Here is a 24,712-nt window from a genome sequence, read left to right on the forward strand (position 1 = left end):
CCCTAGATCGGCGGGCGGGCATTGCCGCGCATCGCGTCCCAGACCCGCGACGGCGTCAACGGCATGTCGGCATGCCGTACGCCGAAGGGTTCGAGGGCGTCGACGATCGCGTTGACGATGGCGGGCGGGGAGCCGACGGTGGCCGACTCGCCCACGCCCTTCGCGCCGATCGGGTGGTGCGGGGACGGGGTGACGGTGAAGCCGGTCTCCCAGTCGGGCACCTCCAGCGCGGTCGGCAGCAGGTAGTCCATGAGGGACGCGCCGAGGCAGTTGCCGTCCTCGTCGAACGCGATCATCTCCATCAGGGCCATGCCGACCCCGTCGGCCAGCCCGCCGTGCACCTGCCCCTCGATGATCATCGGGTTGATCCGGGTGCCGCAGTCGTCGACGGCGACGAACCGCCGCACCTTGACCTGCGCGGTGCCGGGGTCGATGTCCACCACGCAGATGTACGCCCCGTGCGGATACGTCAGGTTCGACGGGTTGTAGCAGATCTGCGCCTCCAACCCGCCCTCGATGCCCTCGGGCAGATCACCGGCGCCGTGCGCCCGCATCGCGATGTCCTGGATCGTGACGCTCTTGCCCGGGTCGCCCTTGACCCGGAAGGAACCCTTGTCCCACTCCAGGTCGGCGACCGAGACCTCCAGCATGCCGGAGGCGATGATCCTGGCCTTGTCGCGGACCTTGCGGGCGACGAGGGCCGCCGCGGCACCGGAGACGGGTGTGGACCGGCTGCCGTACGTGCCGAGGCCGAACGGCGTGTTGTCGGTGTCGCCGTGCAGCACGTCGATGTCGTCCGGCGGGATCCCGATCTCCTCGGCGATGATCTGCGCGAACGTCGTCTCGTGCCCCTGACCCTGGGACTGCACGCTGAGCCGGACCACGGCCTTGCCGGTCGGGTGCACGCGCAGCTCGCAACCGTCGGCCATGCCCAGGCCGAGGATGTCCATGTTCTTGCGCGGGCCGGCACCGACGGCCTCGGTGAAGAACGCGATCCCGATGCCCATCAGCTCGCCCCGGGCCCGCTTCTCCTGCTGCTCGCGCCGCAGGTCGGCGTAACCGGCCATCTCCATCGCCAGGCGCATCGTCGGCTCGTAGTCGCCGGAGTCGTACACCCAGCCGGTCTTCGTCGTGTAGGGGAACTGCTCCGGGCGGATGAAGTTCTTCAGCCGCAGCTCGGCCGGGTCCATGCCCAGCTCGTCGGCGAGGCAGTCGACGATCCGCTCGACGAGGTAGACCGCCTCGGTGATGCGGAACGAACAGGCGTACGCCACGCCACCCGGTGCCTTGTTGGTGAAGACCGCCGTCATCTTGCAGTACGCGGCCTCGATGTCGTAGCTGCCGGTGAAGACACCGAAGAAGCCGGCCGGATACTTCACCGGTGCGGCGGTGCCGTTGAAGGCGCCGTGGTCGGCGAGGACGTTGGTGCGGATGGCCAGGATCCGGCCGTCGCGGGTCGCCGCGATCTCACCCCGCATGATGTAGTCGCGGGCGAAGCCGGTGCTGATCAGGTTCTCGAAGCGGTCCTCCATCCACTTCACCGGCTTGCCGGTGACGATCGACGCGACGATCGCGCAGACGTACCCCGGATAGATCGGCACCTTGTTGCCGAAGCCGCCACCGATGTCCGGCGAGATCACCTGGATCTTGTGCTCGGGAATGCCCGCCACCAGGGCGTAGAGGGTGCGGTGCGCGTGCGGCGCCTGCGTGGTGGACCAGAGGCGCAGCTTGCCCTCGACGGCGTCGAAGTCGGCGACCGCCCCGCACGTCTCCATCGGCGCCGGGTGCACCCGCGGATAGACCAGATCCTGGCTGACCACGACGTCGGCCCGGGCGAACACGGCCGCGGTGGCCGCCTCGTCGCCGGTCTCCCAGTCGAAGCAGTGGTTGTCGGTCTTGCCCTCCAGGTCGTCGCGGATCACCGGGGCGTCCGGCTCCAGCGCGCGGCGGGCATCGACGACCGGGTCGAGGACGTCGTACTCGACGTCGATCAGCTCCAGCGCGTCCCGCGCCGCGTACCCGTCCTCGGCGACGACGAACGCGACCTCCTGACCCTGGAAGCGCACCTTGTCGGTGGCGAGCACGGCCTGCACGTCGTTGGAGAGCGTCGGCATCCAGGCCAGGCCCTGCTCGGCCAGCATCGCCCCGGTCACGACCGCCTTGACGCCGGGGGAGGCCTCGGCGGCGCTGGTGTCGATGCTCAGGATCCGCGCGTGCGCCACCGGCGAGCGGAGGATGGCCAGGTGCAGCAGCCCGGGCAGCCGGACGTCGTCGACGAACCGGCCCCGGCCGCGCACGAACCGCGGGTCCTCCTTCCGCAGCATGCGGCCGTATCCCACCGGCTTCTGGTCGTTGTCGTGGAAGGTGTCCACGCGCTCGTGCACGGTCGTCATGCGACGCTCCCGGCGGGCTGGCCGGCGTTGTCGATCTCGCCGGCTTCGGCTGATTCGGTGGTCTCGGTGACCGCGGCGGCCGCGTTCGCCTCGTGCACGGCGGCCCAGCGCACCGAGCGCACGATGGTGGCGTAGCCGGTACAGCGGCAGATCTGGCCGGAGATCGCCTCGCGGATCTCCTCCTCGCTCGGGTCCGGGTTGCGGTTCAGCAGCGCGCGGGCCGTCATCATCATGCCGGGCGTGCAGAAGCCGCACTGCAGGCCGTGGCACTGCATGAAGCCCTGCTGGACCGGGTCGAGCTCCGCGCCCTTCGCCAGGCCCTCGACGGTACGCACCTCGTGGCCGCCGGCCATCGCGGCCAGCACGGTGCACGACTTCACCGGTTCGCCGTCGAGCCAGACGACGCAGGTGCCGCAGTTGCTGGTGTCGCAACCCGAGTGCGTGCCGGTCAGGCCCAGCACGTCACGCAGGAAGTGCACGAGCAGCAGCCGGCCCTCGATCTCCCGGGTGACCTCGACGTCGTTGACGGTCATGGTGACCTGCATGCTCAGCTCCTCGCCCGTTCCACGGCCCGGCGCAGGGTCCGTCTGGTCAGCTCGTCGGCCAGGTGCCGCTTGTATTCGGCGCTGCCCCGCTGGTCGGTGGCCGGCTCGCAGCTGCGCGCGGCGATCGCCCCGGCCTGCTCGAAGAGGCTCTCGCTGGGCGTCTGCCCGCGCAGCGCCGCGGAGATCTCCGGAATACCGGTGGTGTTCGGGCCCACCGCGGCCAGACCGACCCGGGCGTCGGAGATCACGTCGCCGTCGAGCCACACCGCCGCGCCGGCCGAGACGACAGCCCAGTCGCCGGCCCGGCGCTCGACCTTCTCGTACGCGCTGCCGCAGCCGGGCCGCACCGGCAGCCGCACCTCGACCAGGATCTCTCCGTCATCGACGGCCGTCTCGTACGGCCCGACGTGGAACTCCTCCATGGACAGCACCCGCTCGCTGCCGCCCGGCCCGCGGATCACGCAGCTCGCGTCCAGGGCGGTGCAGACGGCGGACAGATCCTCCGACGGGTCCGCCTGGCAGAGGGAACCGCCGAGGGTGCCCCGGTTGCGCACGATCGGATCGGCGATCACCCGTTCGGCGTCGGCGAAGATCGGAAAGGCCGCCGTCAGGACGGCGGACTCGAGCAGTTCCCGATGCCGGGTCAGCGCGCCGATGCGCAGCTCGTCCGGACCCGCCTCGATGTAGCCGAGTTCGTCGTGGAGATCGTTGATGTCGATGAGGTAGTCGAAACTGGCCAGCCGCAGCTTCATCATCGGCAGCAGGCTGTGCCCGCCGGCGATCAGCCGCGACGTGCTGCCCAGCCGCTCCATCAGGCTGATGGCATGGTCCACACTGGTGGCTCGCTCGTACTCGAACGGGGCCGGTACCTGCATATCGCACCTCCGGAAGTCGTCAATGTGGTGCCGGTGCCTCGGGAAGTCAACGCCGACCTAAGCAAGTCCTTAGGTCGGCGTTGACGGTGCCGCGCTGCTCACGGATCGTGCGGCAATGCGAGACATCGTCGACGGGCTTACCGCGTGGCGTGCCGCCGGCGTCCGGTTCGCCGTCGCGACGGTCGTCCGTACCTGGAGGTCGGCGCCCAGACCGCCGGGCGCGGCCATGGCGGTGGGCGCCGACGGTGAGGTCGTCGGCAGCATCTCGGGAGGTTGCGTCGAGGGCGCGGTGTACGAGCTCTGCCGGGAGGCGATACGGACCGGCCAGGTGAGCACCGAGACCTACGGTGTCGGCGACGACGACGCCTTCGAGGTGGGCCTGACCTGCGGTGGGACCATCGAGGTGCTGGTCCAGCCGGACGTCGTGCTGACCGAGCCCGACGCGGTGTTCGCCGCGATCCGGGCCGGCGCGCCGGTGGCGACCGCGTCGGCCGGGAATGCCCAGCTGGTGGTCTGGCCCGACCGGGTGGCCGGCACCCTCGGCGACGCCGACCTGGATCGCGCGGTGGCGCAGCAGGCCGAGGGCATGCTCGCCCTCGGCGGCACCGGAACCATCCAGCTCGGCACGCGCGGGCAGCAGCGGCACGACGAGGTGTCCGTCTTCGTCCAGTCGTACCTGCCCCCACCACGGATGATCGTGTTCGGCGCGATCGACTTCGCCGTCGCGGTGGCTCGGATCGGCCGCTTCCTCGGCTATCACGTCACGGTGTGCGACGCGCGTCCGGTGTTCGCCACCCGCAAGCGCTTCCCCGACGCCGACGACCTCGTCGTGCAGTGGCCGCACACGTACCTGGAGTCGACGGCCGTCGACGAGCGCACCGTGCTCTGCGTCCTCACCCACGACCCGAAGTTCGACGTCCCGCTGCTCCAGGTCGCCCTGCGCACCCCAGCCCGCTACATCGGCGCGATGGGCAGCCGCCGCACCCACACCGACCGGCTGCGACGCCTGCGCGAGGCGGGTGTGGACGAGGCCGCCCTCGCCCGGCTCTCCTCACCGATCGGGCTCGACCTGGGGGCGCGGACGCCGGAGGAGACCGCCGTGGCGATCGCCGCCGAGTTCGTCGCCCTGGCCGCGGGGGGCTCCGGCCGGCGGCTGACGGACCTCGACACCCCGATCCACCACCGCTGAGCGAGCCGGCGGCGTACGCGTCACCCCCGGGTCAGGCCGAGCGCCTCGTCCACCCGGTCCAGCACCGTCACGTCGTCGTGGCCGACACCGCGCAGCAGGTCGATCGCGGTCGCCCGGATCTGCCCGACGATCATGGTGACCGGCAGCGGTGGATCGGTCCGCAGCAGGCCCGCGGCGATCCGGACCGCCTCCAGCGCCGCCGCGTCGGCCCGCTGCGCGTGCCGGTCGGCGTCGGCACCGGTGAGGTCGTGGGCCATGGCCTCACCAGCCGACCGTACGGCGGAGGTCAGCGCGCCGATCGCGGCGGCCAGCTCCGGCGGTGTGGCGGTGTGCCGGCGGGTCAGGGTCACGCCGGCCCGGGCCAGCACGCGGATGTTGCGGGCGGCGTAGTCGAGCTGCCGCAATGTGGCCTCCACCTCGGCGAGCTTGCCCAGGTGTCGGCGGCGCAGTCCCAGCCGCAGCGTCTCGCCGGTGGCGAGCACGGCGGCCTGCATCTCGGCGACGCAGTCGTCCACCTGCCGGGCCCGGTCCAGCGCGGCGCGTGCGGCGTCCTCGTCGCAGTCGCGCAGCGCCGAGTTGACCTGGTCGAGCAGGTCGGCCAGGTCGGTGTAGCTGCGCCGGGCCTGGGCCACCAGTGGTGCCAGCGGGTCACGGGCGGCCATCAGCTGGCTGGCGGCAAGCGCCACGGCGCCGCCGATGAGCGCGTCGACGAAGCGGAACGGCATCAGCGTCCCGTTCGGCGCGGAGACGACGACCAGGTACATGGCCGAGACGGTGGCCTGCACGACCAGGGCACGGCGGGCCCCGATCACCACGAGCGTGGTGGTGGTCAGCAGCAGCACCAGCAGGACCGTCCCGGTGCCCGGGCCCAGCGCGTACACCAGCAGCTCCGCGACGAGCACGGCGGCTGCCACGGCGAGCAGGATCTCGACGGTCTGCCGCAGCCGTCGCCCGCGGGACTCGCCGAGGACGACGAGCGCGGCGGTCGGTGCGAAGAACGGGTCCGGGTGCCGGATCACCACCGCCGCCACGATCCACGCGACCACAGCGGCGGCGGTCAGCTCGACCACTGTCATCCCGTCGCCGCGCAACCGCCCGACGGCGTCGCGCACCCAGGTCCGCACCGGTGACACCCCTCTCGCCGGACAGGCCGGGAGCCGGCCGCCGATTGATCTTCCGCGAGGAGGGCCACTACCCCGGCTCTGACCTGCTCAATCGCTCGGGCGGTGTGGCCGGGTCGTACGGTGGGGCGCGGACCACCGGACGTCGTCGCTGCCCGGCGACGAATGGCACACCGGCGCCCACCACCTCGTGACCGGTGACGGTGAGCGGCACGGCGGAGTCCTCGAGCGCCTCCGGCGTGTGCCGGAGCTTGTGCTCGTGGCCGCCGTAGACGGTGGAGCTGCTGCGGCCGTTGGAGGAGCCGTGCGCGAGCTTCACCTCACCGCATGGTGGCCTTCGGGGCGCCCTTGCCCGGGTCGATCCGGGTCGGACCGGAGGCCGAGGGGCGGACGTCGAAGTCGAAGATCTCGGTGGGCAGGTAGACGGTGGCGCAGGAGTTGGGGATGTCCACCACGCCGGAGAGCCGCCCTTCGATCGGTGCGGCACCGAGCAGCAGGTACGCCTGTTCCGGCTGGTAGCCGAACCGGGTCAGGTAGTCGATGGCGTGCAGGCAGGCGCGCTGGTAGGCGAGCTGCGAGTCGAGGTACCGCTGTTCGCCGTCGAGGGTGACCGACAGCCCGGAGAAGGCCAGCCACTGGGAGTACTGCGGCGGGGTGTCACCCGGCATGAAGATCGTGTTCTCGGCGACGCCGTACGTCTGCATGCCGTTCTTGATCAGGTCGACGTGCAGGTCGACGAAGCCGCCCATCTCGATGGCGCCACAGAACGTGATCTCTCCGTCGCCCTGGGAGAAGTGCAGGTCGCCGAGGGACAGGTTGGCTCCCGGCACGAACACCGGATAGAAGACCCGGCTGCCGACGGTGAAGTTCTTGATGTCCTGGTTCCCGCCGTTCTCCCGGGGCGGAGCGGTCCGCGCCGCCTCCGCGGCCACCCGGTCGAAGTCGGCGCCGGTGAGGCTGCCGAGGATCGCGTCCTGCGGCTCCGGAGGCAGGGCCAGGGGCGGCACCCGGTCGGGCGCGGTGGCGATCAGCGCACCCTCCCGCTGGTTCCAGGTGGCCAGCAGCGACGCGGACGGGGCGGTGCCCATCAGCCCCGGATGGGCGATCCCGGTGAACGAGACCCCGGGGATGTGGCGGGAAGTGGCCTTGCGCCCCGAGAAGTCCCAGACCGCCTTGTACGCGTCGGGGAACTGCTCGGTCAGGAAGCCGCCGCCGTTGTTCTTGGGGAAGATGCCCGTGTAACCCCAGCCCTGGCCGGCCAGCGGGCCGGACTCCTGCGGGATCGGGCCCATGTCGAGGATGTCGACCATGAGCAGGTCGCCCGGTTCGGCGCCCTCGACCGCGAACGGGCCGCTGAGCGCGTGGACCCGGGTCAGCGGAGCGTCCCGGATGTCCTCGGCGGAGTCGTCGTTGTGGATCGCGCCGTCGAACCACTCGCGGCAGTGGACACGGAACGACTGTCCGGGCCGGACCGTCGCCACGGGCGGGATGTCGGGATGCCAGCGGTTGTGCCCGACCTTCTCCTGGTCGGTGAACCTCTTCGCGGAGTCGAGGGGGAACAGCAGTTCAGGCACGGCGTTGAGCCCTTCTCGTGGTCACCATCGGGGCAGGCGGGCGTGGGCCGGATTCGTCGAGCGGCGCGCCGGGCGACCGCCGGGTACCCGCCCGACCACCTCCGGCTGTTCCGCGCTGCGCTCGGTCCGGTCGACGGCCTCGCGCAGCGCCGCCGGCATGCGGGCGAGCCGGGGCGCGGAGAACACCCGTGTCGCCGGGCGTCCGCACCGGGGGCAGCTCGTCGACGGGCCCGCGGTGCCGATCGGCATCGCGACGTCGAAGTTGCCGTCCTGCGGGCAGCGGTACTCGAAGGTGGCCATCGCGGGTTCCCGTCCAGCCTTCGTACGTGCGGTGGCCGTTCTGCAGCGGTCACCCTGTCGTTCCGATTGTGTCTGATCCATCAGATAGGCGGCGCAAAACGACGAATCAGGCAGGAGTCGTACCTCGCGAGAGGCTGCCGTGCCGACCGAGGTGTGGGACACGTTGGCGATCATCGATGTGTTGACGGCATCGTCGACGTATGGCTGCCGTCTCGTCGTCCTCGCTGTTCCGCCGCCTGCGGCCGGGTCTGCCGGCCGCCGTGCTGTCGGCCGCGGTACTGGTCACCGCCCTGAGCGCCGCGCCGTCGGCCGGCGCCGGCACCGCGTACCCCGCTGCCGCACCGGCGCCCGGCGGCGCCGCGGTGCCCCTCGCGGACCCGACCGGGACTGTGACGCCCACGTCGACGCCCAGGACGCCCGACCCGCCCAGCACCACGCCGTTCCCGCCGAGCGCGCCCACGAACCTGGCCGCCACCCAGGTGCGGACCACGTCGGTCACCCTCACCTGGACGGCCGCCACGCGCGGCTGCTGCCCCGTCGTCGGGTACGACATCACCTACTACCAGGCTTTCAGCGACGTGATCTACAGCGTCAGCCTCGGCGACGTCACCACCGTGACGATCACCAACTACATCCAGCCGGGCCAGCAGTACTCGTTCCGGGTGTCGGCCCGCGACGGCGACGGCCGCCGTTCGCCCGCCACCGACGAGCTGAAGGTGGTTACTCCGGTGACCGACACCGGCCCGGACACCACCCCGCCGAGCGCGCCGCAGAACCTCACGGTCAGCGAGGTGCCCGGCTCCGCCGCCACGCTGTCCTGGGCGCCGTCGACGGACAACGTCGGCGTGCTCGGGTACAACATCTACCGGTTCGACGGCTGGTTCACCTCGACGCTCGTCGCCACCGTGCCGGGGACCACGTACACCGGGCCGCTGCCCCCGTCGACGCCGCTGCGCACCCTGTACTACGTGCGGGCCCGGGACGCCGCCGGCAACGTGTCGATCGCCTCCAACACGGTCGCCGCGCCCACGACGTCCACTCCGCCGCCACCGCCGCCCTCGACCTGCCGGGTGACCTACCGGAACCAGTCCGAGTGGCCCGGCGGTTTCGTCGCCGCGGTGACGGTCCAGAACACCGGGACGGCGCCGGTCGACGGCTGGATCGTCACGTTCGGATTCCCCGGCGACCAGCAGGTCACCAACGCCTGGAACGCCACAGTAGGGCAGACCGGCGCCACGGTGACCGCCCGCAACGTCGACTGGAACCGGGTCATCGCGCCGGACGGATCCGCGACCTTCGGCTTCCAGGGCCGGTGGGGCGCCAGCGACGCGCCGCCGACCGCGTTCTCGCTCAACGGCGCGCCCTGCACTGTCGGCTGAGAGGGAATCCCGTGAGCACACCGCATCGCCGCCGCCGGACCCTGGCCGGGGCCGTCACGGCCGTCGTCCTCGCCCTCACCACCACGATCGGGGGTACGCCGGCGCCCGTCGCCGCCGCGAACACGCTCGTCATGCGGGGCGCGGACGTCTCCTCGTTGCAGCGCAGCCTGGACCTGGGGGCGAAGTACTACGACGCCGGCGGGGTCGCCCGCGATCCGCTGGACATCCTCCGGTCCGCCGGCGCCAACTACGTCCGGCTGCGCGTCTGGAACAACCCGGCCAGCGGCTACAACAACAAGAGCAAGGTGCTGGCCCAGGCACGCGTCGCGAAGGCCAAGGGCCTCAAGGTGCTGATCGACTTCCACTACTCCGACACCTGGGCCGACCCCGGCAAGCAGTACAAGCCGGCCGCCTGGGCCGGGCACAGCCTCAGTCAGCTGCGCAACGACGTGTACGCCTTCACCTACGACGTCTGCGCCGCCCTGCGGGGGCAGGGCACCCTGCCGGACAGCGTGCAGATCGGTAACGAGATCAACGTCGGGATGCTGTGGAACGAGGGCAAGGTCGTGAACAACGACTTCGCCCCGCTGGCCGGGCTGCTGAAGCAGGGCTACAACGCGGTGAAGGCGTGCGGCGGCGGTATCCCCGTCATGATCCACACCGCGAACGCGGACAGCAACGCCAACGCCAGGTGGTTCTACGACGGCATCCGCGCCCAGGGTGTGCAGTGGGACATGACCGCCCTGTCGTACTACTGCGTGTGGCACGGCAGCCTGGCGAACCTCTACAACAACATCGTCGACCTGCGGAACCGCTACGGGAAGCCGGTGGTGATCGTGGAGACCGCGTACCCCTTCACCCGGGCCGACGCGGACGGCCAGCCGAACGTCATCGCCGGCGACGCCACCTGCGACGGCATCAGCGCCACCTGGGCCGGACAGGCCCAGCAGTTCGACTGGGTCCAGAACACCGCCCGCAACGCCGGCGCCATCGGGGTCTTCTACTGGGAACCCACCTGGTACGCCGTCCCCGGCAACGGCTGGGACCCGGCGAACATCAACGGCACCGGGAACGGGTGGGACAACATGGCCCTCTTCGACTGGTACGGGCGGGTGAACCCGGGGGTGCGCTGGACGCCCTGACGGCTCGGCCGGCGCACCCCCGGTTCAGCGTCCGAGGAGCCGGGTGATCGAGTGGCGGCGGCCCCACGCGATGAACACGAACAGCACGAACAACACCACGGGGGTGAGCACCAGCGCGCCGCCGTCCAGGATGAACGCCTGGGTGATCGCGGCGCCGACCATGAGCAGCGCGAGCCCGACGGCGGCCAGACCCGCCAGCCGCGGCACCAGCAGCCCGATGCCACCGGCCAGTTCCACCAGGCCGACGAAATACCGGAACCAGGGCGCGGCGCCCATGTCCTCGAAGGTCTGGACCGTGTTCGTCTCGCCGAACAGCTTGGGAGCGGCCGAGGCGACGATGAAGAAGACGCCGAGGAAGCCCTGGAGCACCCACAACGTGCGGTTCAGCCCACGGGCGACGGGCGGGGGAGTGGTGTCGACGACGGTCATGGTTCTCGTCCCTCCTGGCGGTCTGCCGGTTCTCCGCATCCGATCGGATACACCGGGTCAGACCAGCCAGGGCGGGTGAACTCATCGGTGGTCAAGCGTGTGGCTACCACGCCTTCCCACGGATCGGGGGCACGTCGAGATCGCGCTCGCCGCCCCGGTACTCGGCGAGGACGCACCGGCGGATCGAACGCCAGGCGACGCGTTCCTGGCGGCGGCCGAGCCTGCGGTACGCCTGGAAGGTGCAGAGCCGGCAGCCGCAGAGGTTCGGCGCCTGCGGCGACACCTCGCGGTGGCAGCGGGTACGGATCCGCCTCGGCGAGGCGAGGAACTCTGCCAGGTCGCACGGGCCGGAGTCGTGCCGGTGGATGTCGGTGAACCAGTGGCGCAGGTACGGATCCCGCCGCTGCACCCGCTCGGGTCGGTGGATGTCGGTACGGGCCATGTGACGACCGCCCTCCGGCCGCCCGCGCACCGTGCGCGGGACTAACGCCTCTCTGGCATGCCGATCACCTCCCGATCCCGGTGGACGCCTCCATTGTGCTGATCATGGCCGGGGCCCGGCATCCGATTTCAGGGGTTCGGCCCGTGGGCCGATCAGCCGAGGGGCACGCTGCTCGGCATCCCGGCCGTACCCTCTCCTGGTGAAGCTCCGTCGTCGGCTGCTCGCCGTGCCGCTCCTCCTGGCGGTGGAGACGACGGCGTTCGCGCTGCTCGTCACCGAGTCCGTGACGGGTGCGATCGCCGCCGCCGGCGTCACCTGCGTGTCGCTGTGGCTGCACCTCGTGCTGCACGAGGGCGGCCACCTCGTCGCGGCGAAGCTGCTGCGCCTGCCGGTCGTCGCGGTCCGTGTCGCGCCCTTCAACGGCTGGCGCAACGAGGTGTCGGTCCGGCCTTCACCGTCGACGATGGCGTTGCCGCTGCGGATGGTGCTGTTCTACGCCGGGGGCCCGCTGGCCAACCTGTGCGCCGCGACGGCACTCGTCGTCGTGTCGACGTCCACCGGTACGGCGTTGACGCGGTTGACGTTGCTCGGCGCCGCGTTCGTCGGGGCGCTGCTCGGCCTGACCAACCTCCTTCCGGGGCGTTCGACCTGCAGTGACGGTCAGAACCTGCTCCGCTGGCTCCGGGCTCCGGCAGCCGCCCGTGACGGGCTGCGGGCGGGTTACTACCAGGAGGAGGTGGTCAGGGCGGTGCGGGCGGTTGCCCGAGTGGGTGGTGACGTCCACCGGCTCGGGATTCAGGCCCGCTCCGGCGACGACCCGCTCCTGGCCCTCGCCGCCTACCAGCAGAGACTGATGGCGGCGCCCACCCGGTCGGCAGAACTGGTCACCGAGGCCGAGCGGCTCGCGGCGCTGGCTCGCGCGGGCCGCACCGATCCCGCCGCCGCGATCGGCCAGGTGCTGAGCGTCCAGTTCGGGTTGTGGTACCTGTACGCCGCGGTGGTGGCCGGCGCGCCCGTGGCACGCCGGGACGTGCGGGAGATCTCGGAACTCGCCCGGATCGCCGTCCGGCCGCAGCCAGGCGCGTTGTCCGCCCGGATCGTGACGGGCCTGGCTCACCTGCTCGACCAGCGACCCGGGGACGCGCGACAGCTGCTTCTCGACGTTCGCCCAGATGCCGAACCGCGCGACCTCTGCGCCGTCGCGCTTCTCCTGCGCGCGGCCGCCGAGTCGTACCTCGGCAACCACGCCGACGCGGACCACCTGCTCCGCGCGGCCCGCGACGACTACCCGCAGTTGGCCCAGCTCGTGACCGCGATCCGGGCAGCCGATCCGGCGCCACCCCTGTTCGCGCCGGTGCCGGTCGCCGGCGCCTGACCGGACCGCCGAGCCGGTGGCGGGCGGGTCAGTCCTCGAATCCGGACGGGTGGGCGTCTCCGACCGCGTTCAGCAGCACACCCTGCTCCAGCAGCGCCTTGCAGGCGCAGAGCACCATGGTGAACCCGCCCATCGAGTCGATCGCCTTACTGACGGCCTGGTCGGCGGTGCCGGCGAAGCCGCTCTCGGTGACCCGGACCAGCGTGGTGTCGCCGTCACCGGGCAGGAATCGCCACTCGACCCGGGTGGGGGACTCGGGATCCCACTCGACCAGGATGCGGCGGTTCTCCTCCACGTCCTTCACTGTCACGACGGTGGAGACGCCGTACATCTCCCAGTCCCAGGTGACGGTGGCGCCGGGTTCCAGCCGGCCGCTGCTCCTGGTGAACCAGAACCTCGTGGTCACCGCCGGATCGGCGAACGCTTCGAAGACCTCGGCGGCGGGCCGGCGGATGAGCATCTGCGCGGTGACGACAGGGGAGCGGGTCAGACGGTCACTGTCCACGAGGGTCACTATATGGCCGGGACGCACCACTACGGGCCACGAGCGGATGACCGAGAAGAACCGGAATTCGCTTGAGCGGTGCCGCGACGTGGGTCAGAGTCGTTGCATGATCTCCTACCGGAAGGGCGGCGACGCCCCGGCGCGATGAGCGCCCCCACGCGGCGCGACGACGCCGCGAAGATCCCGCACGATCTGTGGCAGCAGGCAGTCCGGATCCGCCAGGAATGGCTCGACCACGCCCTGTCCACACAGACGGCCGACCGGCCGACCGCCGAGCGCTGCCTGACCGCCGTCTACGCGAGGGCGTCGCGGCCCCGGCCCCGGTTCGAATGGGTCGACTCGCCGGCCAAGGCACTTTCTCTGGTCAGCGGCTGGCCCACCCTCGACCAGCTGCACGAGCGCGTCCGGGCGGTACGGCCGCCCCGGACGCCGATGCCGGCGAGCGACATCGCCATGGTCGTCTCCCAGCTCCGGGGCGTGCTCAGCGCGGGCGTCGCGCACACCGATCCCGAGCTGTCCCCCGCGCGTACCGGTAAGGCCAAGGAGCCCTGGCCCGAGCTGGCGCCGCTCCGGGCTCTCGACAGCGGCGTACCGCTCGCGGTCGTGCTGCACCAGGGCGTCCGCCGGGCACTTCACCGGAGTCTCGCGCACGGGTTCTACCTGCCGGTGCGTGCGGCGCTCGCGAGCGACGGCCCGGTGCCGGTGTGCTGGTACGGGCAGCAGGACGCGTCCTGGATCGCCTACTACGACGTGCTGCGCCGGCTCGGTCTCGCCCGGTACGGGCCGGACGAGTCCGGACACCTCGACACCTGGGCCGACCTGGCCCGCTCCTGCGGCTGGTGGTGGCCGGGGGAGGAGGTCTGCGTCGTCGTGGACCGGCCGGAGACGATCCGGACCGAACCGGTCCCCGGTGCGCCCCACGACCGGATCCGGCTGCGACCCGGCGGGTTGCGCTATCGCGACGGCTGGCAACCACGGTTGGGCGGCGCGGGTGCCGAGCCGGCTGACGGGGCATCCGTACGGGCGCAGACCTTGATTGGATAGGCGGCGGTAAATAGATTGAGCTCGGGCGTCGCCGAGGTCCGCGAGAACCGGACCTCGGCGGCTGACCGGGCCACCTTCGAGCCGGGCACATCGGTCGTACGCAGCGACCACTCACCGTGGCGCACCGCCGCGCCGCACCCTCGCGCACCGCCGCGTCCGACGAGGACGCGCGCCGCTGCGCCCTGTCCGACGCCGAAGGACTTCCCATGACGATTCTCCGCGCCCGCCCGCTCGTGGCGGCCGTCGCCGCGCTGGCCGCCGTCACCGCGGCCGGTACGGCCCTGCTCACCGGCCCGGCCGCAGCCGCACAGGGCTGCCGGGTCGACTACACCCCCAACCAGTGGCCCGGCGGGTTCACCGCGAACATCAAGGTGTCACCGGGCGACACAGCCGTCTCCGGCTGGACCGTCACCTGGACGTACGCCGGTGACGAGCGCGTCACGAACGGCTGGAACGCCACGGTCAGCCAGTCCGGGTCGACGGTGACCGCCCGCAACGTGTCGTACAACGGCACCATTCCGGCCGGCGGCTCGACCGAGTTCGGCGTGCAGGGCACGTACGGCACCGCCGGCGGCGCGCCGACCGGGTTCAGCCTGAACGGCGTACCGTGCAACGGCGCCGGCCCGACCACGCCGCCGCCCACCACGACGGCGCCGACGACGGCTCCGCCGACCACGCCGCCGCCCACGACCGCGCCGCCCACGACGGCCCCTCCGACCACCCCGCCGCCCACGACGCCACCTCCCACGACGCCGCCGCCGACCACCCCGCCGCCGAGCGGGTGCGCGGGGGCGGTGCTCTGCGACGGCTTCGAGAACCAGACCGGTCCGACGCCGTCGGGTGACTGGAGCGTGGTGAGCCCGGACTGCTCCGGCGCCGGCACGGCCACCATCGACACGACCACCACGCACAGCGGCAGCCGCGCGGTACGGATCAACGGCGCCGCCGGGTACTGCAACCACGTCTTCGTCCGCACCACGAAGAATCTCAGCGGCCTCGGCAGCATCAGGTACGCCCGGATCTGGGTGCGGCACACCACCGCTCAGCCCACCGACCACACCACGATGATCACGATGGCTGACGCCGCCGACGGGAACCGGGATCTGCGGCTCGGCGGCCAGAACGGCGCGCTGCAGTGGAACCGCGCGTCCGACGACGCCACGCTGCCCGAGCAGAGCCCGGCCGGGGTGGCGCAGAGCGTGCCGCTGCCCACCAACCGCTGGGCCTGCCTGGAGTTCATGGTGGACGGTTCCGCCGGTCAGCTGCGTACCTGGCTGGACGGCGTCGCCGTGACGGGGCTGACCGCCGACGGCGTACCGACGCACGACATCGACGGCCAGTGGTACAACCGCACCTGGCGACCGCAGCTCACCGACCTGAAGCTGGGCTGGGAGAGCTACGGCGGCGGCGCCGACACCCTCTGGTACGACGACGTGGCGATGGGCTCCACCCGCATCGGCTGCTGACGGTCCGCCGGCGTGGCCGGGTCAGTGCTCGACGGTCATCCGCTGGGTGCCGATCACGGAGAGCAGCCGCAGCGCCTCCTCCGAGGGGGAGCCGGGCGTGGCGGTGTAGATGACCACCTGCTGGTCGCGGTCGGTGATGTCGAGGACGTCGCAGTTGACAGTCACCGGCCCGACCAGCGGGTGCCGGAACGTCTTGCTCAGCGTCCGCGCGCCGCCGACGTCGTGGGAGGCCCACAGGCGGGCGAACTCCTCGCTGCCGGCGAGCAGGTCCGCGATCAGCGCGGCCATCTCCGGGTCGTCCGGATAGCGGGCCGCGGCGGCGCGCAGCCGCCCGACCGAGTGGCGGGCGAACTCGCTCGCGTCCGACACGCCGTACATCAGGTGCGGGCCGAGGAAGGCCCGGCGGACCAGGTTGCGGTCCCGCCGGGGCACCGCGGAGAAGTCCTCCATGAGGGCCGCCGCGAGGTCGTTCCAGGCGATCACCTCGAACGTCGCCGAGGTCACGAACGCCGCCGCCTGCGGCAGCCGGTGCAGCAGGTCCAGCACGCTCTGGCGTACCTCCCGGGGTGGCCCGGGCGGCGGCGCGGGCGACTCCCCGGCCAGGTGGTGGAGGTGGTCGCGTTCTGCGTCGGACAGCCGCAGCGCGCGGGCCAGCCCGGCCAGCACCTCCCGCGACGGACGCGGACCCCGCCCCTGTTCCAGCCGGGTGTAGTACTCGGTCGAGATGAACGCCAGCCGCGCCGCCTCCTCGCGGCGCAGCCCCGGCGTGCGGCGGCGCTGCCCGGCGGGCAGGCCCACGTCGGCCGGGGCGATCCGCTCCCGCCTGCTGCGCAGGAACACTGCCAGCTCACGTCGGTCCACGACCCCAGTGTGCCCGCGTGCCGCGAAGCGTAACCAGGTACCGCCGGTGCCTGGATGGGCTCGGCGACCGCACGCAGGCTTGCCGCATGGACACCACACGGAACACTGAGGGCCTGCTCGCAGGCAAGGTCGCCTTCATCACCGGCGCCGGGCGCGGCATCGGCGCCGCGGCGGCCCGGCTGTTCGCCGCCGAGGGCGCCCGGGTGCTGCTCGCCGCCCGGACCGAGGAGCAGTTGAAGGCGGTCACCGAGCAGGTCCGGGCCGCGGGCGGCACCGCCGAGTACGTGCTCTGCGACCTGGCCGACGCGGCGAGCGTGCGCGCCGCCGTGGACCGCACGGTCGAGGTGTACGGCCGCCTCGACGTCGCCTTCAACAACGGCGCGACGATCGTGCCGCCCGGACCGATGGACCGGGTACGCGAAGAGGACTTCGACCACATCTACACCGTCAACCTCAAGGGGCCGTGGCTCGCCATGGTCGCCGAGGTCGCCGCGATCCGGGCCACCGCCGGCACCGGCGCGATCGTGAACAACTCCAGCGTCGGCAGCCTGATGGGCAACCCCGCGCTGCCCGCGTACGGGGCGATGAAGCGGGCGGTGAACAGCCTCACCGAGTCCGCGGCGATCACCTACGGGCCGGAGGGCATCCGCGTCAACGCGATCGCCCCGGGCAGCACGCTCACCGAGATGATGCGCTCCTGGGACGCGGAGTCGCCCGGCATCATCGACCGGCTCGCCGCCGCCAGCCCGTTGCGCCGGGCCGCCGAACCGGACGAGATCGCCCAGGCCGCCGCGTGGCTGCTCAGCGACCGCGCCTCCTTCGTCACCGGCACGGTGCTGCGGGTCGACGGCGGCGCGCGGGCCTGACCCGGCTCAGACGGTGGCGTCCTGGACCGGGCGGGGCTCGACCGCGCCGGCCGTCACGGGGGAGGGCCGGAAGCCCTTGACGACCAGGTAGACGCCGAGCGAGAACTCCCACACCGCGATGGGCAGCGCGGCGACCGCCGCCACCGGAGACAGCCGGTCCCAGGCGCCGAACAGGGTGCCGAGGTCGGAGGCGACGAGCAGTGGCGCGCCGACGAGCCCGAGCAGCGGCAGCACGCGCGGTACGAGGCGGGACTGGTAGAGCAGGGTGCCCAGCAGCAGGGCGTTCACGGCCGGGAGGAGCGCCTGGCTGAGCAGGAACACCGAGTCGTAGAAGGCGACGAGCGTCCGGCCGGTGACCAGCGCGTCCGGTTCGGCGCCGGCACGCCGCAGGGCGACCAGGGTCAGGATGCTCGCGACGCCGATGAAGATGCCGGCGGCCTCCAGCACGCGGGCGGCGACGAAGCCCAGCGCCCGCGCCTCGCCCTGCCGCCTGAGCACCGGGTACAGCGCGACCGCGGTGCCGATGCAGGCGAGGGCGACGATCACCTCCAGGACGCCGCCGACGACGACCGGGGTGTCCGGCGTGGTGCCGAGGATGTAGTCCGCCTCGCGTACCGGGGCGTACAGCGTGAGGGTCGGGATCGAGACGAAGGTGAGCAGGTAGAACCCGCCCGCGACCAGCGACGTCTTGCGCAGTGAGTCCATCGGGGCTGCCCTTCGCCGCTCGGCCGGTGGTCGTTCCCTCACTCTGCGGCGGATGGGCGCGGCGGCGAATCGGCCGCTCGGTCAGTCTCCTGGCGCGACGCGCACGGGCCACCGGTGACGGTTACCGGTGGCCCGTGGCGTTCGACGGCGCGGCGACGCTAACGACTCATCATGAACGCCACCACCACGGCGACGAGCACCAGCGCGGCGAACACCGCCGCCGCGATCTTCGCGGTGCTGTACGGCCGCTCACCGATGACCTCACCGGTGCGCGCGTTCACCAGAACCTGGTACGACCGGCCCGCGTGCAGGTACGCGGCGATCCACACCGGCAGCAGGACCAGCTTGTACGACACGTCGGAATACACGGTGTCCACTGCGGACACCCGCTGCTCGTCACCGCCGATGTCGGACCGGCAGTCCTTCTCGATGACCGGCGCCATCCGCGCCTTTGCCTCGGTCAGGCCCGCCTCGGGCTCGGTGTCGTACCGCAGCGCCTGGTATCCGGCCAGGTAGTCACCGTGGAACGCGGTCGCCTCGGCCAGCGGCCACGGCGCCAGCTTGTCCAACTGCTCGGTGGGCAGGTGGGTGGTGGCGGGCACCAGCACGTCGTCGAAGTCCCGGCGTACGGTGCCGGCGGCCGGATGCCACCGGGTGTGCCGCACCTGCCGGGTCCGCGTCTGCTGCTTGCCGTCCACGGTCACCGTGTACGTCTCGGTGACGTAGTAGTGCTCGCCCCGCTGGCCCTGGTAGTCCGACACGGTCCGCGCGTCGAACGTCCAGTGCGGCAGGTACGTGCCCTTCAGCGTCTCCGCCTCGCTGATCTTCTTCAGGCTCCCGGGCGCGAACCAGCGGCTGCGGCACCACTGGCCCAGGGCCGTCCGCACACCGTTGCGGTCCACCGCGAACGGCAGCACCGCCTCCGGCGCGATCAGCTCACCCGCCCCGGCGTCGGACACCAGGGGAGTCGCGCAGAACTGGCAGCGCTGAGCCAGCGCGTCACTCTCCGTCCGGGCGCCGCAGCCCGGGCAGACGAACGTGTGCGCCCCGACGCTCGCCACCGGCTTGCGGGGCAGCGACGCCAGATCCGCGTACGCGTGCTCGCGCACCTCCCGGCCGGCACCGGCGATCTCCTGCCGGTGCCCGCAGTACGGGCAGCTCAGCGCGGTCGTGCCGGGCGCGAACTCCACCCGGGCGCCGCAACCCCCGCACTGGTAGGAGGGCGGTGAGACAGCCGTGTCGCTCATTGCGGCGGAAGCGGCGGCGGGACGCTGGCGAGCACCGACGCCAGCTCGGGCACCTGCCCGGCCGGCTGCCACTGCGCCATCCCGGTACGCCAGACGAGCGTTTCCGCGCCGAGCGCGCCCGCGTTCGCCTGCTCGGCCAGCCCGCCGAGGTCGTACGGACCCTGGCGCTGGCCGCCGACGCCCACGTACCACTGGGCCTGGCCCGGCAGCGGCGGCGGCTCGGCGGCGGCCGGCTGCGCGGGGGCGGGCTGGGCCGGCGCCGGCTGCGCGGCCGCGCCACCGCCCATGGTCCGGGCCATCTGCTGGCCCATCGCCATGCCCATGCCCAGGCCGATGCCCGCGCCCGCCTCGCCACCCGGGTTGTTCGCCGCGGCCTCCATCGCGTTGGCGGCCTGGAAGCGGGTGTACCGGTCCAGGTCGCCGACCGCGCCCATGCTGGTCCGCTTGTCCAGCGCCTGCTCGACCTCCGGCGGCACCGACACGTTCTCGATGACGAACTTGGGGATCGCGATACCGACCTCGGCCAGTTCCTCGGTCAGCACGGCGGCCAGCCGCCGGCCGATCGCGTCCTGGTGCGCGGCGAGGTCCAGCAGCGGCACCCCGGCCGTGGCGAGCGCGCCGCCGAGGCGCCCCACCATGAGCTGCCGCAGGTATTCCTGCACCTCCTCGGTGCGGAACTGCGGGTCGGTGCCGACCAGTTCCCGCAGCAGGCGCGACGCGTCCACCACGCGGGCCGCGAAGGCGCCGAAGGCCCGCACCCGGACCACGCCGAACTCGGCGTCGCGCAGGATGACCGGGTTCTGGGTGCCCCACTTCATGTCGGTGAACTGCCGGGTGTTGACGAAGTACACCTCGGCCTTGAACGGCGAGTTGAAGCCGTACTTCCAGCCCTTCAGGGTGGACAGGATCGGCAGGTTGCGGGTCTCCAGCGTGTACGTCCCGGGCGGGAAGACGTCGGCGATCTTCCCCTCGTTGACGAACACCGCCGTCTGGGACTCCCGGACGACCAGTTGGGCGCCCATCTTGATCTCGTTCTGATACCGGGGGAATCGCCAGACCATCGTGTCGCGGCTGTCGTCCAGCCACTCGATGATGTCGATGAGCTCGCCCCGGAGCTTGTCCATCAGCCCCATCGCAACCCTTTCCTCGGCACCGGTCTCCGACGTCGCGGGCGACCATAGCAACCGCCCGCCACCTGCGAAAAGAGAACGATTCTGCGCCTATCGGCGCCCACCGATCGGGGTTGCTCAGCCGGTTTCGCCGGCCATCGATCCGCCGGTGGCCGTACGCTGCTCGGGAATCCGGGACGCCCGGCCGGGGGTGTCGACGACGCGCTCGGTCTCCTGCACGAGATAGTGCGGACGGCGCTTCGTCTCGTAGTAGATCCGGCCGATGTACTCGCCGATCACCCCGAGAATCATCATCTGGATGCCGCCGAGGCCGATCACGCTGACGATGATGGTGGTGTAGCCGGGCACGTCGATGCCCTTCTCCACCGCGTCCGCGACGACCCAGGCCATGTAGCCCACCGCGATGAGCGTGAGGAACAGTCCGCCGTAGATGGCCAGGCGCAGCGGCCGGTTGTTGAACGACAGCAGGCCGTCGAACGCGTAGTTGAACAGCTTGCCGAACGTCCAGCGGCTCCGCCCGGCCTGCCGGGTCTCGTTGCGGTGCGCCACCACCGCGGTGCGGAAACCGATCCAGGAGAACAGGCCCTTGGAGAAGCGGTTGTACTCCGGCATCGCCAGGATCGCGTTCACCGCGAGCCGGGACAGCAACCGGAAGTCACCGGCGCCGTCGAGCAGGCGTACGTCTATCCACCAGTTGACCAGGCGGTAGAAGGAGCGCGAGGCGACCATCCGGATGAACCGGTCACCACGCCGGTCGCGGCGGGCGATCACCTGGTCGAACCCCTGGCGGTAGAGCATCACCATCTCGGGCAGCAGCCGCGGCGGGTGCTGCAGGTCGGCGTCCATGATGACGACCGCGTCGCCGGTGGCCCGGCGCAGGCCGGCGAGCATGGCCGCCTCCTTGCCGAAGTTGCGGCTCAGCGAGGTGTAGCAGACGGCCGGATCGGCGGCGGCGAGCCGGCGCAGCGCCGCCAGGGTGCCGTCCTCGCTGCCGTCGTCGACGTACACCACCTCGACGTCAACGTCCTGCAGCTCGGCGAACGCGGCGCTGAGCATCTCGTGCAGCCGCTCCACCGAGTCTTCCTCGTTGAAGCAGGGCACCACCACCGACAACCGCACGGTGCTCACCCCGCCCGGCCTTCGCCCGGGTGGGCGTACCCGGTGTCAGAGACGGTAGACAAGCGTGCCATCGACATCCTCCCGGGTGATGCCCAGCCCGTCGACCGGCCGGGTCTCGATGCCCTCCCACGGCGTCCCCGCCGCGCGGCTCGGCACCGCGACGACCGACCGCACGCCGATCCCACGCAGGTACGCCACGCTGCCCGCGTCGGGGAACGTCGCCACGGCGACCCGCGTCTGGGCCTGGGTGACCGGCTCGAAACCGCCGAGCCCGTTGGTGATCCGGGGGAACCCGTCGGTGGACCAGAGCATGTAGTTCAGGTCGCCCACCCCGCCGGCGGGAAGCACCAGCATCGGTTCCGGCGCGGTCCGCATCGCGGCCGGTGGTGTCGGCACGACCGGGTGCGGCGTGCGGTTGACGCCTTCCAGCGTCACCAGGGCGAGCGGCACCAGCAGGACCAGCGCCGCGGCGGCCCGGGACGCGCGCGCGGCCGCGGGCCGGCGCAACGACTCGGCCAGCGCCGTCACCAGCCCGGCCGCCAGTACGGCCAGCAGCAGGCTGGTCCAGTGCATCATCCGGCCCGGGGTACGCAACGCGTCCCAGCCCGGCAGGAGATTGGACAACGTCAGGTAGCCGGGGTCGCCGTCCCCGCCGAGCGTGGCACCCAGGCCCAGCAGCACCGTGCCGGCCACGCCCAGCCCCAGCGCGACCCGGTGCCGCACCGGGAACGCCGAGACGAACAGCCCCGCCGCGGCCAGCCCGATCAGCGTCATGCCGGGCAGCAGCGCCATCTCGGGCGGCCAGGTCAGCTGCTCGCGGGCGGCGGCGTGCCGTTCCCCCCACAACCACGAGTCACCGGGCGCGGTGACGAACCCGATCAGCGGCGGGGAGAACATCTTGGTCCAGTCCAGCGACCGGACGGCCTGCGGGTTGAGGTCGACCACGCGCAGGTAGACCAGCCCGAGCAGCAGCGTCACGGTGCCGAACACGGCGCCGCCGGCCAGGTCGGCGATCAGCAGCCGCCGGCCGAACGGGGGCCGCTCCCGCTTGCGCCACCAGGACCAGCCGTAGCAACCGGCCGCCACCAGCACGGCGGCCAGCAGGAAGTAGACCAGCGGCAGCCCGATGCCGAAGCCGAGCGTGACCTGCCAGGCCGCGACGAGCCACCCGGCCACCGCCCAGCCGGGCTTGCGGCGCTCCGGCCGGTAGCCGTGGCGCAGCGACCAGCCGTGACCACGGGCCAGCATCGCCAGGGCCAGCGCGATCCCGCCGCTGGACAGGATGTTCAGGTGGCCGGAGTGCGCCAGCCGCCAGGGCGCGTACGCCCACGCGATCCCGGCGACCGCACCGCCCCAGCGGTTGGCGCCGAGCTGCCGGGCCAGCGCGTACGCCCCGAGGAACGCCAGCGCGTGCAGCAGCACGTAGAGGACGTTGTAGCGGATCACGGCGGCCTCGAAGCCGGAGCCGAGCATCCCGAACGGGGCGTACCCGAGCAGCGTGTCGCTGTAGGCGTAGGTGTAGCGCTCCGGAAAGAACGTGTTCGAGTTCCAGAGGTTGGCCGGGTCGTTGAGCAGCGCGTGCCCCGACCAGGCGACCTGCCACGCCTGCAATGTCGGGTCGCCCAGGTCACCGGGGATCGTGGTCGCCGGGTGACGCATCGTCGGCCACGTCAGCACCACCGCCAGCAGCAGACTGCCCAGGATCGCCAGCGTCCACTCCGGGTTCGGCCGCCACCGGCGTCTGCCGTCCGAGGGGCGCTCGTCCGAGGGCTGCTCGTCCGTGGGCGGGTCGGCGGGAGGCTGCGCGGGACCGGTGTCCTCAGCGGTCGGCGGAGCGACGGCGGGCCGGATCTTCATGGGATAGATGGTTCACGATGCTGCTGGTCCTGTCGATCCGCTGTCCGAAATATGGTTGAAACTTCCGGCCGGCATACCGGAAGGGCCGGCTACGCGAACCGGTCGGCGAGCGCCGACAGCTTACCGACGTACGCCGGCCAGTCGTAGCCCTCGGGAACGTTCCGGTTGTCCCGTCCCAGCCCGACCGTCGCGTCGTGCTGCTCGCGCATGACGTCGGCGTGCCCGGCGTGCCGGGCCAGGTCGACGCAGACGTGCACGATGACATGGTGCAGCGTCACGTCCTGCCGGCCGGGCTGCCACCACGGCACCCGCCCCGGCGCGTCCAGCGGCAGCGTCTCGATCGTCTCGTCCGCGAACGCCCCGACGCGGCGGTACAGGTCGATCAGCCCGTCCTTGGTCTCGTCCTCTCGCGCGTACCAGTCCGCCTGCGGGTCCGTGTCGAACGCGTCGAACGGCACCAGCTCCTCGGGCGTGGGGAACTCGCGGCCGAACGTGAGCCCGAAGTAGCCGGCCTCGACGTTCAGGCAGTGCTTGAGCAGGCCCAGGAAGTTGTTGCCGGTCGCGGTGCGGGGAAGCCGGGCCTCGCGTTCGCTCAGCCCGTCGAGCTTCCAGATCAGGTTCTCCCGGATCGCGCGCAGGTAGTGGTGCAGCGTTGCCTTCGGGTCGTACGGCTCACTCATGCCCGACACTCTTCCGCATGGGTCGGACATCGTGGGGGCGCCGTCAGCCGGTCTGGCTGTTGTCCTTGTGCGCGCCCCACCCGTGCCAGCGCTCGATCTCGATCCAGGCGCTGACCCGGGCGCGGTCCCGCCGGGGGTAGGGGCGCCCGGTGTAGTGCTGCGAGATCCGGTCGATGTCCGCCAGGCCCTCGTCGTCGCGCAGCTCGACCACCCGCCCGATCAGGCTGACGTGGGTGTACCAGTTCCCCTCGTCCAGCACGGTCAGGGAGACCCGGGGATCGCTGCGCAGGTGTGCCAGCCGGCGGCGGCCCTCGTCCATGTTCACCAGGACGCGGCCGTCCTCCCAGAGGTACCAGGTGGCCGCGGACACCGGCTGGCCGTCGCGAAGCGTGGCGATGACGGCGGGATTCGGTTTGCCCAGCATGGCGACGGCGGGCTCGGGCAGCGGCGGCTTCGACATGGTTCGCA

At 72.0% G+C, this 24,712-nt stretch carries 25 protein-coding genes; 7 read left to right on the plus strand and 18 right to left on the minus strand.

Annotated features, from left to right (window positions below; all coding sequences use genetic code 11):
* Positions 1-2: 2 nt before the first annotated feature.
* The 3 genes from ACQP26_RS09800 to ACQP26_RS09810 are packed head-to-tail and all read right to left on the minus strand — an operon-like array spanning position 3 to position 3,813.
* Positions 3-2,393 carry an aerobic carbon-monoxide dehydrogenase large subunit gene (locus ACQP26_RS09800; protein ID WP_433495532.1) on the minus strand — a complete coding sequence of 797 codons (2,391 nt, stop codon included), beginning with the start codon at positions 2,391-2,393 and terminating at the stop codon, positions 3-5.
* Entirely contained in the window at positions 2,390-2,938 is a 549-nt protein-coding gene (locus tag ACQP26_RS09805; RefSeq protein WP_433495533.1) for a (2Fe-2S)-binding protein, read from the minus strand. Before ACQP26_RS09805 ends, ACQP26_RS09800 begins: the two co-directional genes overlap by 4 nt.
* A gap of 2 nt (positions 2,939-2,940) precedes the next feature.
* Positions 2,941-3,813 (minus strand): FAD binding domain-containing protein, encoded by an 873-nt coding sequence (locus ACQP26_RS09810; protein WP_281578534.1) that lies wholly within the window; start codon positions 3,811-3,813, stop codon positions 2,941-2,943.
* 115 nt (positions 3,814-3,928) lie between these two features.
* Between ACQP26_RS09810 and ACQP26_RS09815 the strand changes: the two genes are divergently transcribed.
* Positions 3,929-5,002 carry an XdhC family protein gene (locus tag ACQP26_RS09815; RefSeq protein ID WP_433495534.1) on the plus strand — a complete coding sequence of 358 codons (1,074 nt, stop codon included), beginning with the start codon at positions 3,929-3,931 and terminating at the stop codon, positions 5,000-5,002.
* Positions 5,003-5,022: 20 nt separating this feature from the next.
* Here the strand turns inward: ACQP26_RS09815 and ACQP26_RS09820 are convergent, their stop codons facing one another.
* The 4 genes from ACQP26_RS09820 to ACQP26_RS09835 form a co-directional block, all read right to left on the minus strand.
* On the minus strand, positions 5,023-6,126 hold the full coding sequence (locus ACQP26_RS09820; protein WP_433495535.1) for an FUSC family protein: 1,104 nt from the start codon (positions 6,124-6,126) through the stop codon (positions 5,023-5,025).
* 67 nt (positions 6,127-6,193) lie between these two features.
* Complete coding sequence (locus ACQP26_RS09825; protein ID WP_433495536.1) at positions 6,194-6,442, minus strand: hypothetical protein; 249 nt, start codon at positions 6,440-6,442, stop codon at positions 6,194-6,196.
* Between the two features lies 1 nt (position 6,443).
* On the minus strand, positions 6,444-7,697 hold the full coding sequence (gene fmdA / locus ACQP26_RS09830; protein ID WP_433495537.1) for a formamidase: 1,254 nt from the start codon (positions 7,695-7,697) through the stop codon (positions 6,444-6,446).
* A gap of 21 nt (positions 7,698-7,718) precedes the next feature.
* A complete protein-coding gene (locus ACQP26_RS09835; protein WP_269700929.1) occupies positions 7,719-7,997 on the minus strand; it encodes an FmdB family zinc ribbon protein in 279 nt (92 codons plus the stop codon).
* A gap of 200 nt (positions 7,998-8,197) precedes the next feature.
* Here ACQP26_RS09835 and ACQP26_RS09840 point away from each other — a divergent pair, with 200 nt between their 5' ends.
* Positions 8,198-9,376, plus strand: a complete 1,179-nt coding sequence (locus tag ACQP26_RS09840) for a cellulose binding domain-containing protein (RefSeq protein WP_281578530.1) — start codon at positions 8,198-8,200, stop codon at positions 9,374-9,376.
* An 11-nt stretch (positions 9,377-9,387) separates the two neighbouring features.
* Entirely contained in the window at positions 9,388-10,518 is a 1,131-nt protein-coding gene (locus ACQP26_RS09845; RefSeq protein WP_433495538.1) for a glycoside hydrolase family 53 protein, read from the plus strand.
* Between the two features lie 24 nt (positions 10,519-10,542).
* Here the strand turns inward: ACQP26_RS09845 and ACQP26_RS09850 are convergent, their stop codons facing one another.
* A complete protein-coding gene (locus tag ACQP26_RS09850) occupies positions 10,543-10,947 on the minus strand; it encodes a DoxX family protein (protein ID WP_281578528.1) in 405 nt (134 codons plus the stop codon).
* A 103-nt stretch (positions 10,948-11,050) separates the two neighbouring features.
* A complete protein-coding gene (locus ACQP26_RS09855) occupies positions 11,051-11,389 on the minus strand; it encodes a hypothetical protein (RefSeq protein WP_281578527.1) in 339 nt (112 codons plus the stop codon).
* A gap of 199 nt (positions 11,390-11,588) precedes the next feature.
* Between ACQP26_RS09855 and ACQP26_RS09860 the strand changes: the two genes are divergently transcribed.
* Positions 11,589-12,764, plus strand: a complete 1,176-nt coding sequence (locus tag ACQP26_RS09860) for a hypothetical protein (RefSeq protein ID WP_281578526.1) — start codon at positions 11,589-11,591, stop codon at positions 12,762-12,764.
* Between the two features lie 28 nt (positions 12,765-12,792).
* Here the strand turns inward: ACQP26_RS09860 and ACQP26_RS09865 are convergent, their stop codons facing one another.
* Positions 12,793-13,269: an SRPBCC family protein gene (locus ACQP26_RS09865; RefSeq protein ID WP_269700923.1), complete on the minus strand. Its 477-nt coding sequence runs from the start codon at positions 13,267-13,269 to the stop codon at positions 12,793-12,795.
* 144 nt (positions 13,270-13,413) lie between these two features.
* Here ACQP26_RS09865 and ACQP26_RS09870 point away from each other — a divergent pair, with 144 nt between their 5' ends.
* Entirely contained in the window at positions 13,414-14,313 is a 900-nt protein-coding gene (locus tag ACQP26_RS09870) for a DUF6745 domain-containing protein (protein ID WP_281578525.1), read from the plus strand.
* A gap of 206 nt (positions 14,314-14,519) precedes the next feature.
* On the plus strand, positions 14,520-15,779 hold the full coding sequence (locus tag ACQP26_RS09875; RefSeq protein ID WP_433495539.1) for a cellulose-binding domain-containing protein: 1,260 nt from the start codon (positions 14,520-14,522) through the stop codon (positions 15,777-15,779).
* Positions 15,780-15,800: 21 nt separating this feature from the next.
* Here the strand turns inward: ACQP26_RS09875 and ACQP26_RS09880 are convergent, their stop codons facing one another.
* Positions 15,801-16,640 (minus strand): helix-turn-helix transcriptional regulator, encoded by an 840-nt coding sequence (locus ACQP26_RS09880; protein WP_269700920.1) that lies wholly within the window; start codon positions 16,638-16,640, stop codon positions 15,801-15,803.
* An 86-nt stretch (positions 16,641-16,726) separates the two neighbouring features.
* On the opposite strand from ACQP26_RS09880, the gene ACQP26_RS09885 reads away from it, so the two are divergent.
* Entirely contained in the window at positions 16,727-17,506 is a 780-nt protein-coding gene (locus ACQP26_RS09885) for an SDR family NAD(P)-dependent oxidoreductase (RefSeq protein WP_269700919.1), read from the plus strand.
* Between the two features lie 6 nt (positions 17,507-17,512).
* On the opposite strand, the gene ACQP26_RS09890 is transcribed toward ACQP26_RS09885, so the two are convergent.
* The 7 genes from ACQP26_RS09890 to ACQP26_RS09920 all read right to left on the minus strand — a co-directional run bounded on the left by ACQP26_RS09890 (position 17,513) and on the right by ACQP26_RS09920 (position 24,704).
* The gene (locus ACQP26_RS09890) at positions 17,513-18,211 is read right to left on the minus strand and encodes a DUF4386 domain-containing protein (RefSeq protein ID WP_281578523.1); all 699 of its coding nucleotides are present in this window, start codon (positions 18,209-18,211) and stop codon (positions 17,513-17,515) included.
* A gap of 158 nt (positions 18,212-18,369) precedes the next feature.
* Entirely contained in the window at positions 18,370-19,458 is a 1,089-nt protein-coding gene (locus ACQP26_RS09895) for a hypothetical protein (protein ID WP_433495540.1), read from the minus strand.
* On the minus strand, positions 19,455-20,591 hold the full coding sequence (locus ACQP26_RS09900; protein ID WP_433495541.1) for an SPFH domain-containing protein: 1,137 nt from the start codon (positions 20,589-20,591) through the stop codon (positions 19,455-19,457). Before ACQP26_RS09900 ends, ACQP26_RS09895 begins: the two co-directional genes overlap by 4 nt.
* 114 nt (positions 20,592-20,705) lie before the next feature.
* Complete coding sequence (locus ACQP26_RS09905) at positions 20,706-21,716, minus strand: glycosyltransferase family 2 protein (RefSeq protein ID WP_281578520.1); 1,011 nt, start codon at positions 21,714-21,716, stop codon at positions 20,706-20,708.
* A 36-nt stretch (positions 21,717-21,752) separates the two neighbouring features.
* A complete protein-coding gene (locus ACQP26_RS09910) occupies positions 21,753-23,564 on the minus strand; it encodes a hypothetical protein (protein ID WP_281578519.1) in 1,812 nt (603 codons plus the stop codon).
* Positions 23,565-23,653: 89 nt separating this feature from the next.
* The gene (locus ACQP26_RS09915) at positions 23,654-24,244 is read right to left on the minus strand and encodes a DinB family protein (protein ID WP_269706882.1); all 591 of its coding nucleotides are present in this window, start codon (positions 24,242-24,244) and stop codon (positions 23,654-23,656) included.
* Positions 24,245-24,287: 43 nt separating this feature from the next.
* Complete coding sequence (locus tag ACQP26_RS09920) at positions 24,288-24,704, minus strand: PPOX class F420-dependent oxidoreductase (RefSeq protein WP_281578518.1); 417 nt, start codon at positions 24,702-24,704, stop codon at positions 24,288-24,290.
* Positions 24,705-24,712: the final 8 nt, after the last annotated feature.

Source organism: Micromonospora sp. CA-248089 (assembly GCF_050948515.1).
Classification (GTDB): domain Bacteria; phylum Actinomycetota; class Actinomycetes; order Mycobacteriales; family Micromonosporaceae; genus Micromonospora.

Bases quoted from the DNA above. Each gene is read 5' to 3' on its own strand.
- ACQP26_RS09800 (WP_433495532.1), bottom strand. From the start codon at position 2,393: ATGACGACCGTGCACGAGCGCGTGGACACCTTCCACGACAACGACCAG.
- ACQP26_RS09810 (WP_281578534.1), bottom strand. From the start codon at position 3,813: ATGCAGGTACCGGCCCCGTTCGAGTACGAGCGAGCCACCAGTGTGGAC.
- ACQP26_RS09870 (WP_281578525.1), top strand. From the start codon at position 13,414: ATGAGCGCCCCCACGCGGCGCGACGACGCCGCGAAGATCCCGCACGAT.
- ACQP26_RS09895 (WP_433495540.1), bottom strand. From the start codon at position 19,458: ATGAGCGACACGGCTGTCTCACCGCCCTCCTACCAGTGCGGGGGTTGC.
- ACQP26_RS09855 (WP_281578527.1), bottom strand. From the start codon at position 11,389: ATGGCCCGTACCGACATCCACCGACCCGAGCGGGTGCAGCGGCGGGAT.
- ACQP26_RS09910 (WP_281578519.1), bottom strand. From the start codon at position 23,564: ATGAAGATCCGGCCCGCCGTCGCTCCGCCGACCGCTGAGGACACCGGT.
- ACQP26_RS09915 (WP_269706882.1), bottom strand. From the start codon at position 24,244: ATGAGTGAGCCGTACGACCCGAAGGCAACGCTGCACCACTACCTGCGC.
- ACQP26_RS09885 (WP_269700919.1), top strand. From the start codon at position 16,727: ATGGACACCACACGGAACACTGAGGGCCTGCTCGCAGGCAAGGTCGCC.
- ACQP26_RS09890 (WP_281578523.1), bottom strand. From the start codon at position 18,211: ATGGACTCACTGCGCAAGACGTCGCTGGTCGCGGGCGGGTTCTACCTG.
- ACQP26_RS09850 (WP_281578528.1), bottom strand. From the start codon at position 10,947: ATGACCGTCGTCGACACCACTCCCCCGCCCGTCGCCCGTGGGCTGAAC.
- ACQP26_RS09840 (WP_281578530.1), top strand. From the start codon at position 8,198: ATGGCTGCCGTCTCGTCGTCCTCGCTGTTCCGCCGCCTGCGGCCGGGT.
- ACQP26_RS09835 (WP_269700929.1), bottom strand. From the start codon at position 7,997: ATGGCCACCTTCGAGTACCGCTGCCCGCAGGACGGCAACTTCGACGTC.
- ACQP26_RS09815 (WP_433495534.1), top strand. From the start codon at position 3,929: ATGCGAGACATCGTCGACGGGCTTACCGCGTGGCGTGCCGCCGGCGTC.
- ACQP26_RS09875 (WP_433495539.1), top strand. From the start codon at position 14,520: ATGACGATTCTCCGCGCCCGCCCGCTCGTGGCGGCCGTCGCCGCGCTG.
- ACQP26_RS09920 (WP_281578518.1), bottom strand. From the start codon at position 24,704: ATGTCGAAGCCGCCGCTGCCCGAGCCCGCCGTCGCCATGCTGGGCAAA.
- ACQP26_RS09900 (WP_433495541.1), bottom strand. From the start codon at position 20,591: ATGGGGCTGATGGACAAGCTCCGGGGCGAGCTCATCGACATCATCGAG.
- ACQP26_RS09805 (WP_433495533.1), bottom strand. From the start codon at position 2,938: ATGCAGGTCACCATGACCGTCAACGACGTCGAGGTCACCCGGGAGATC.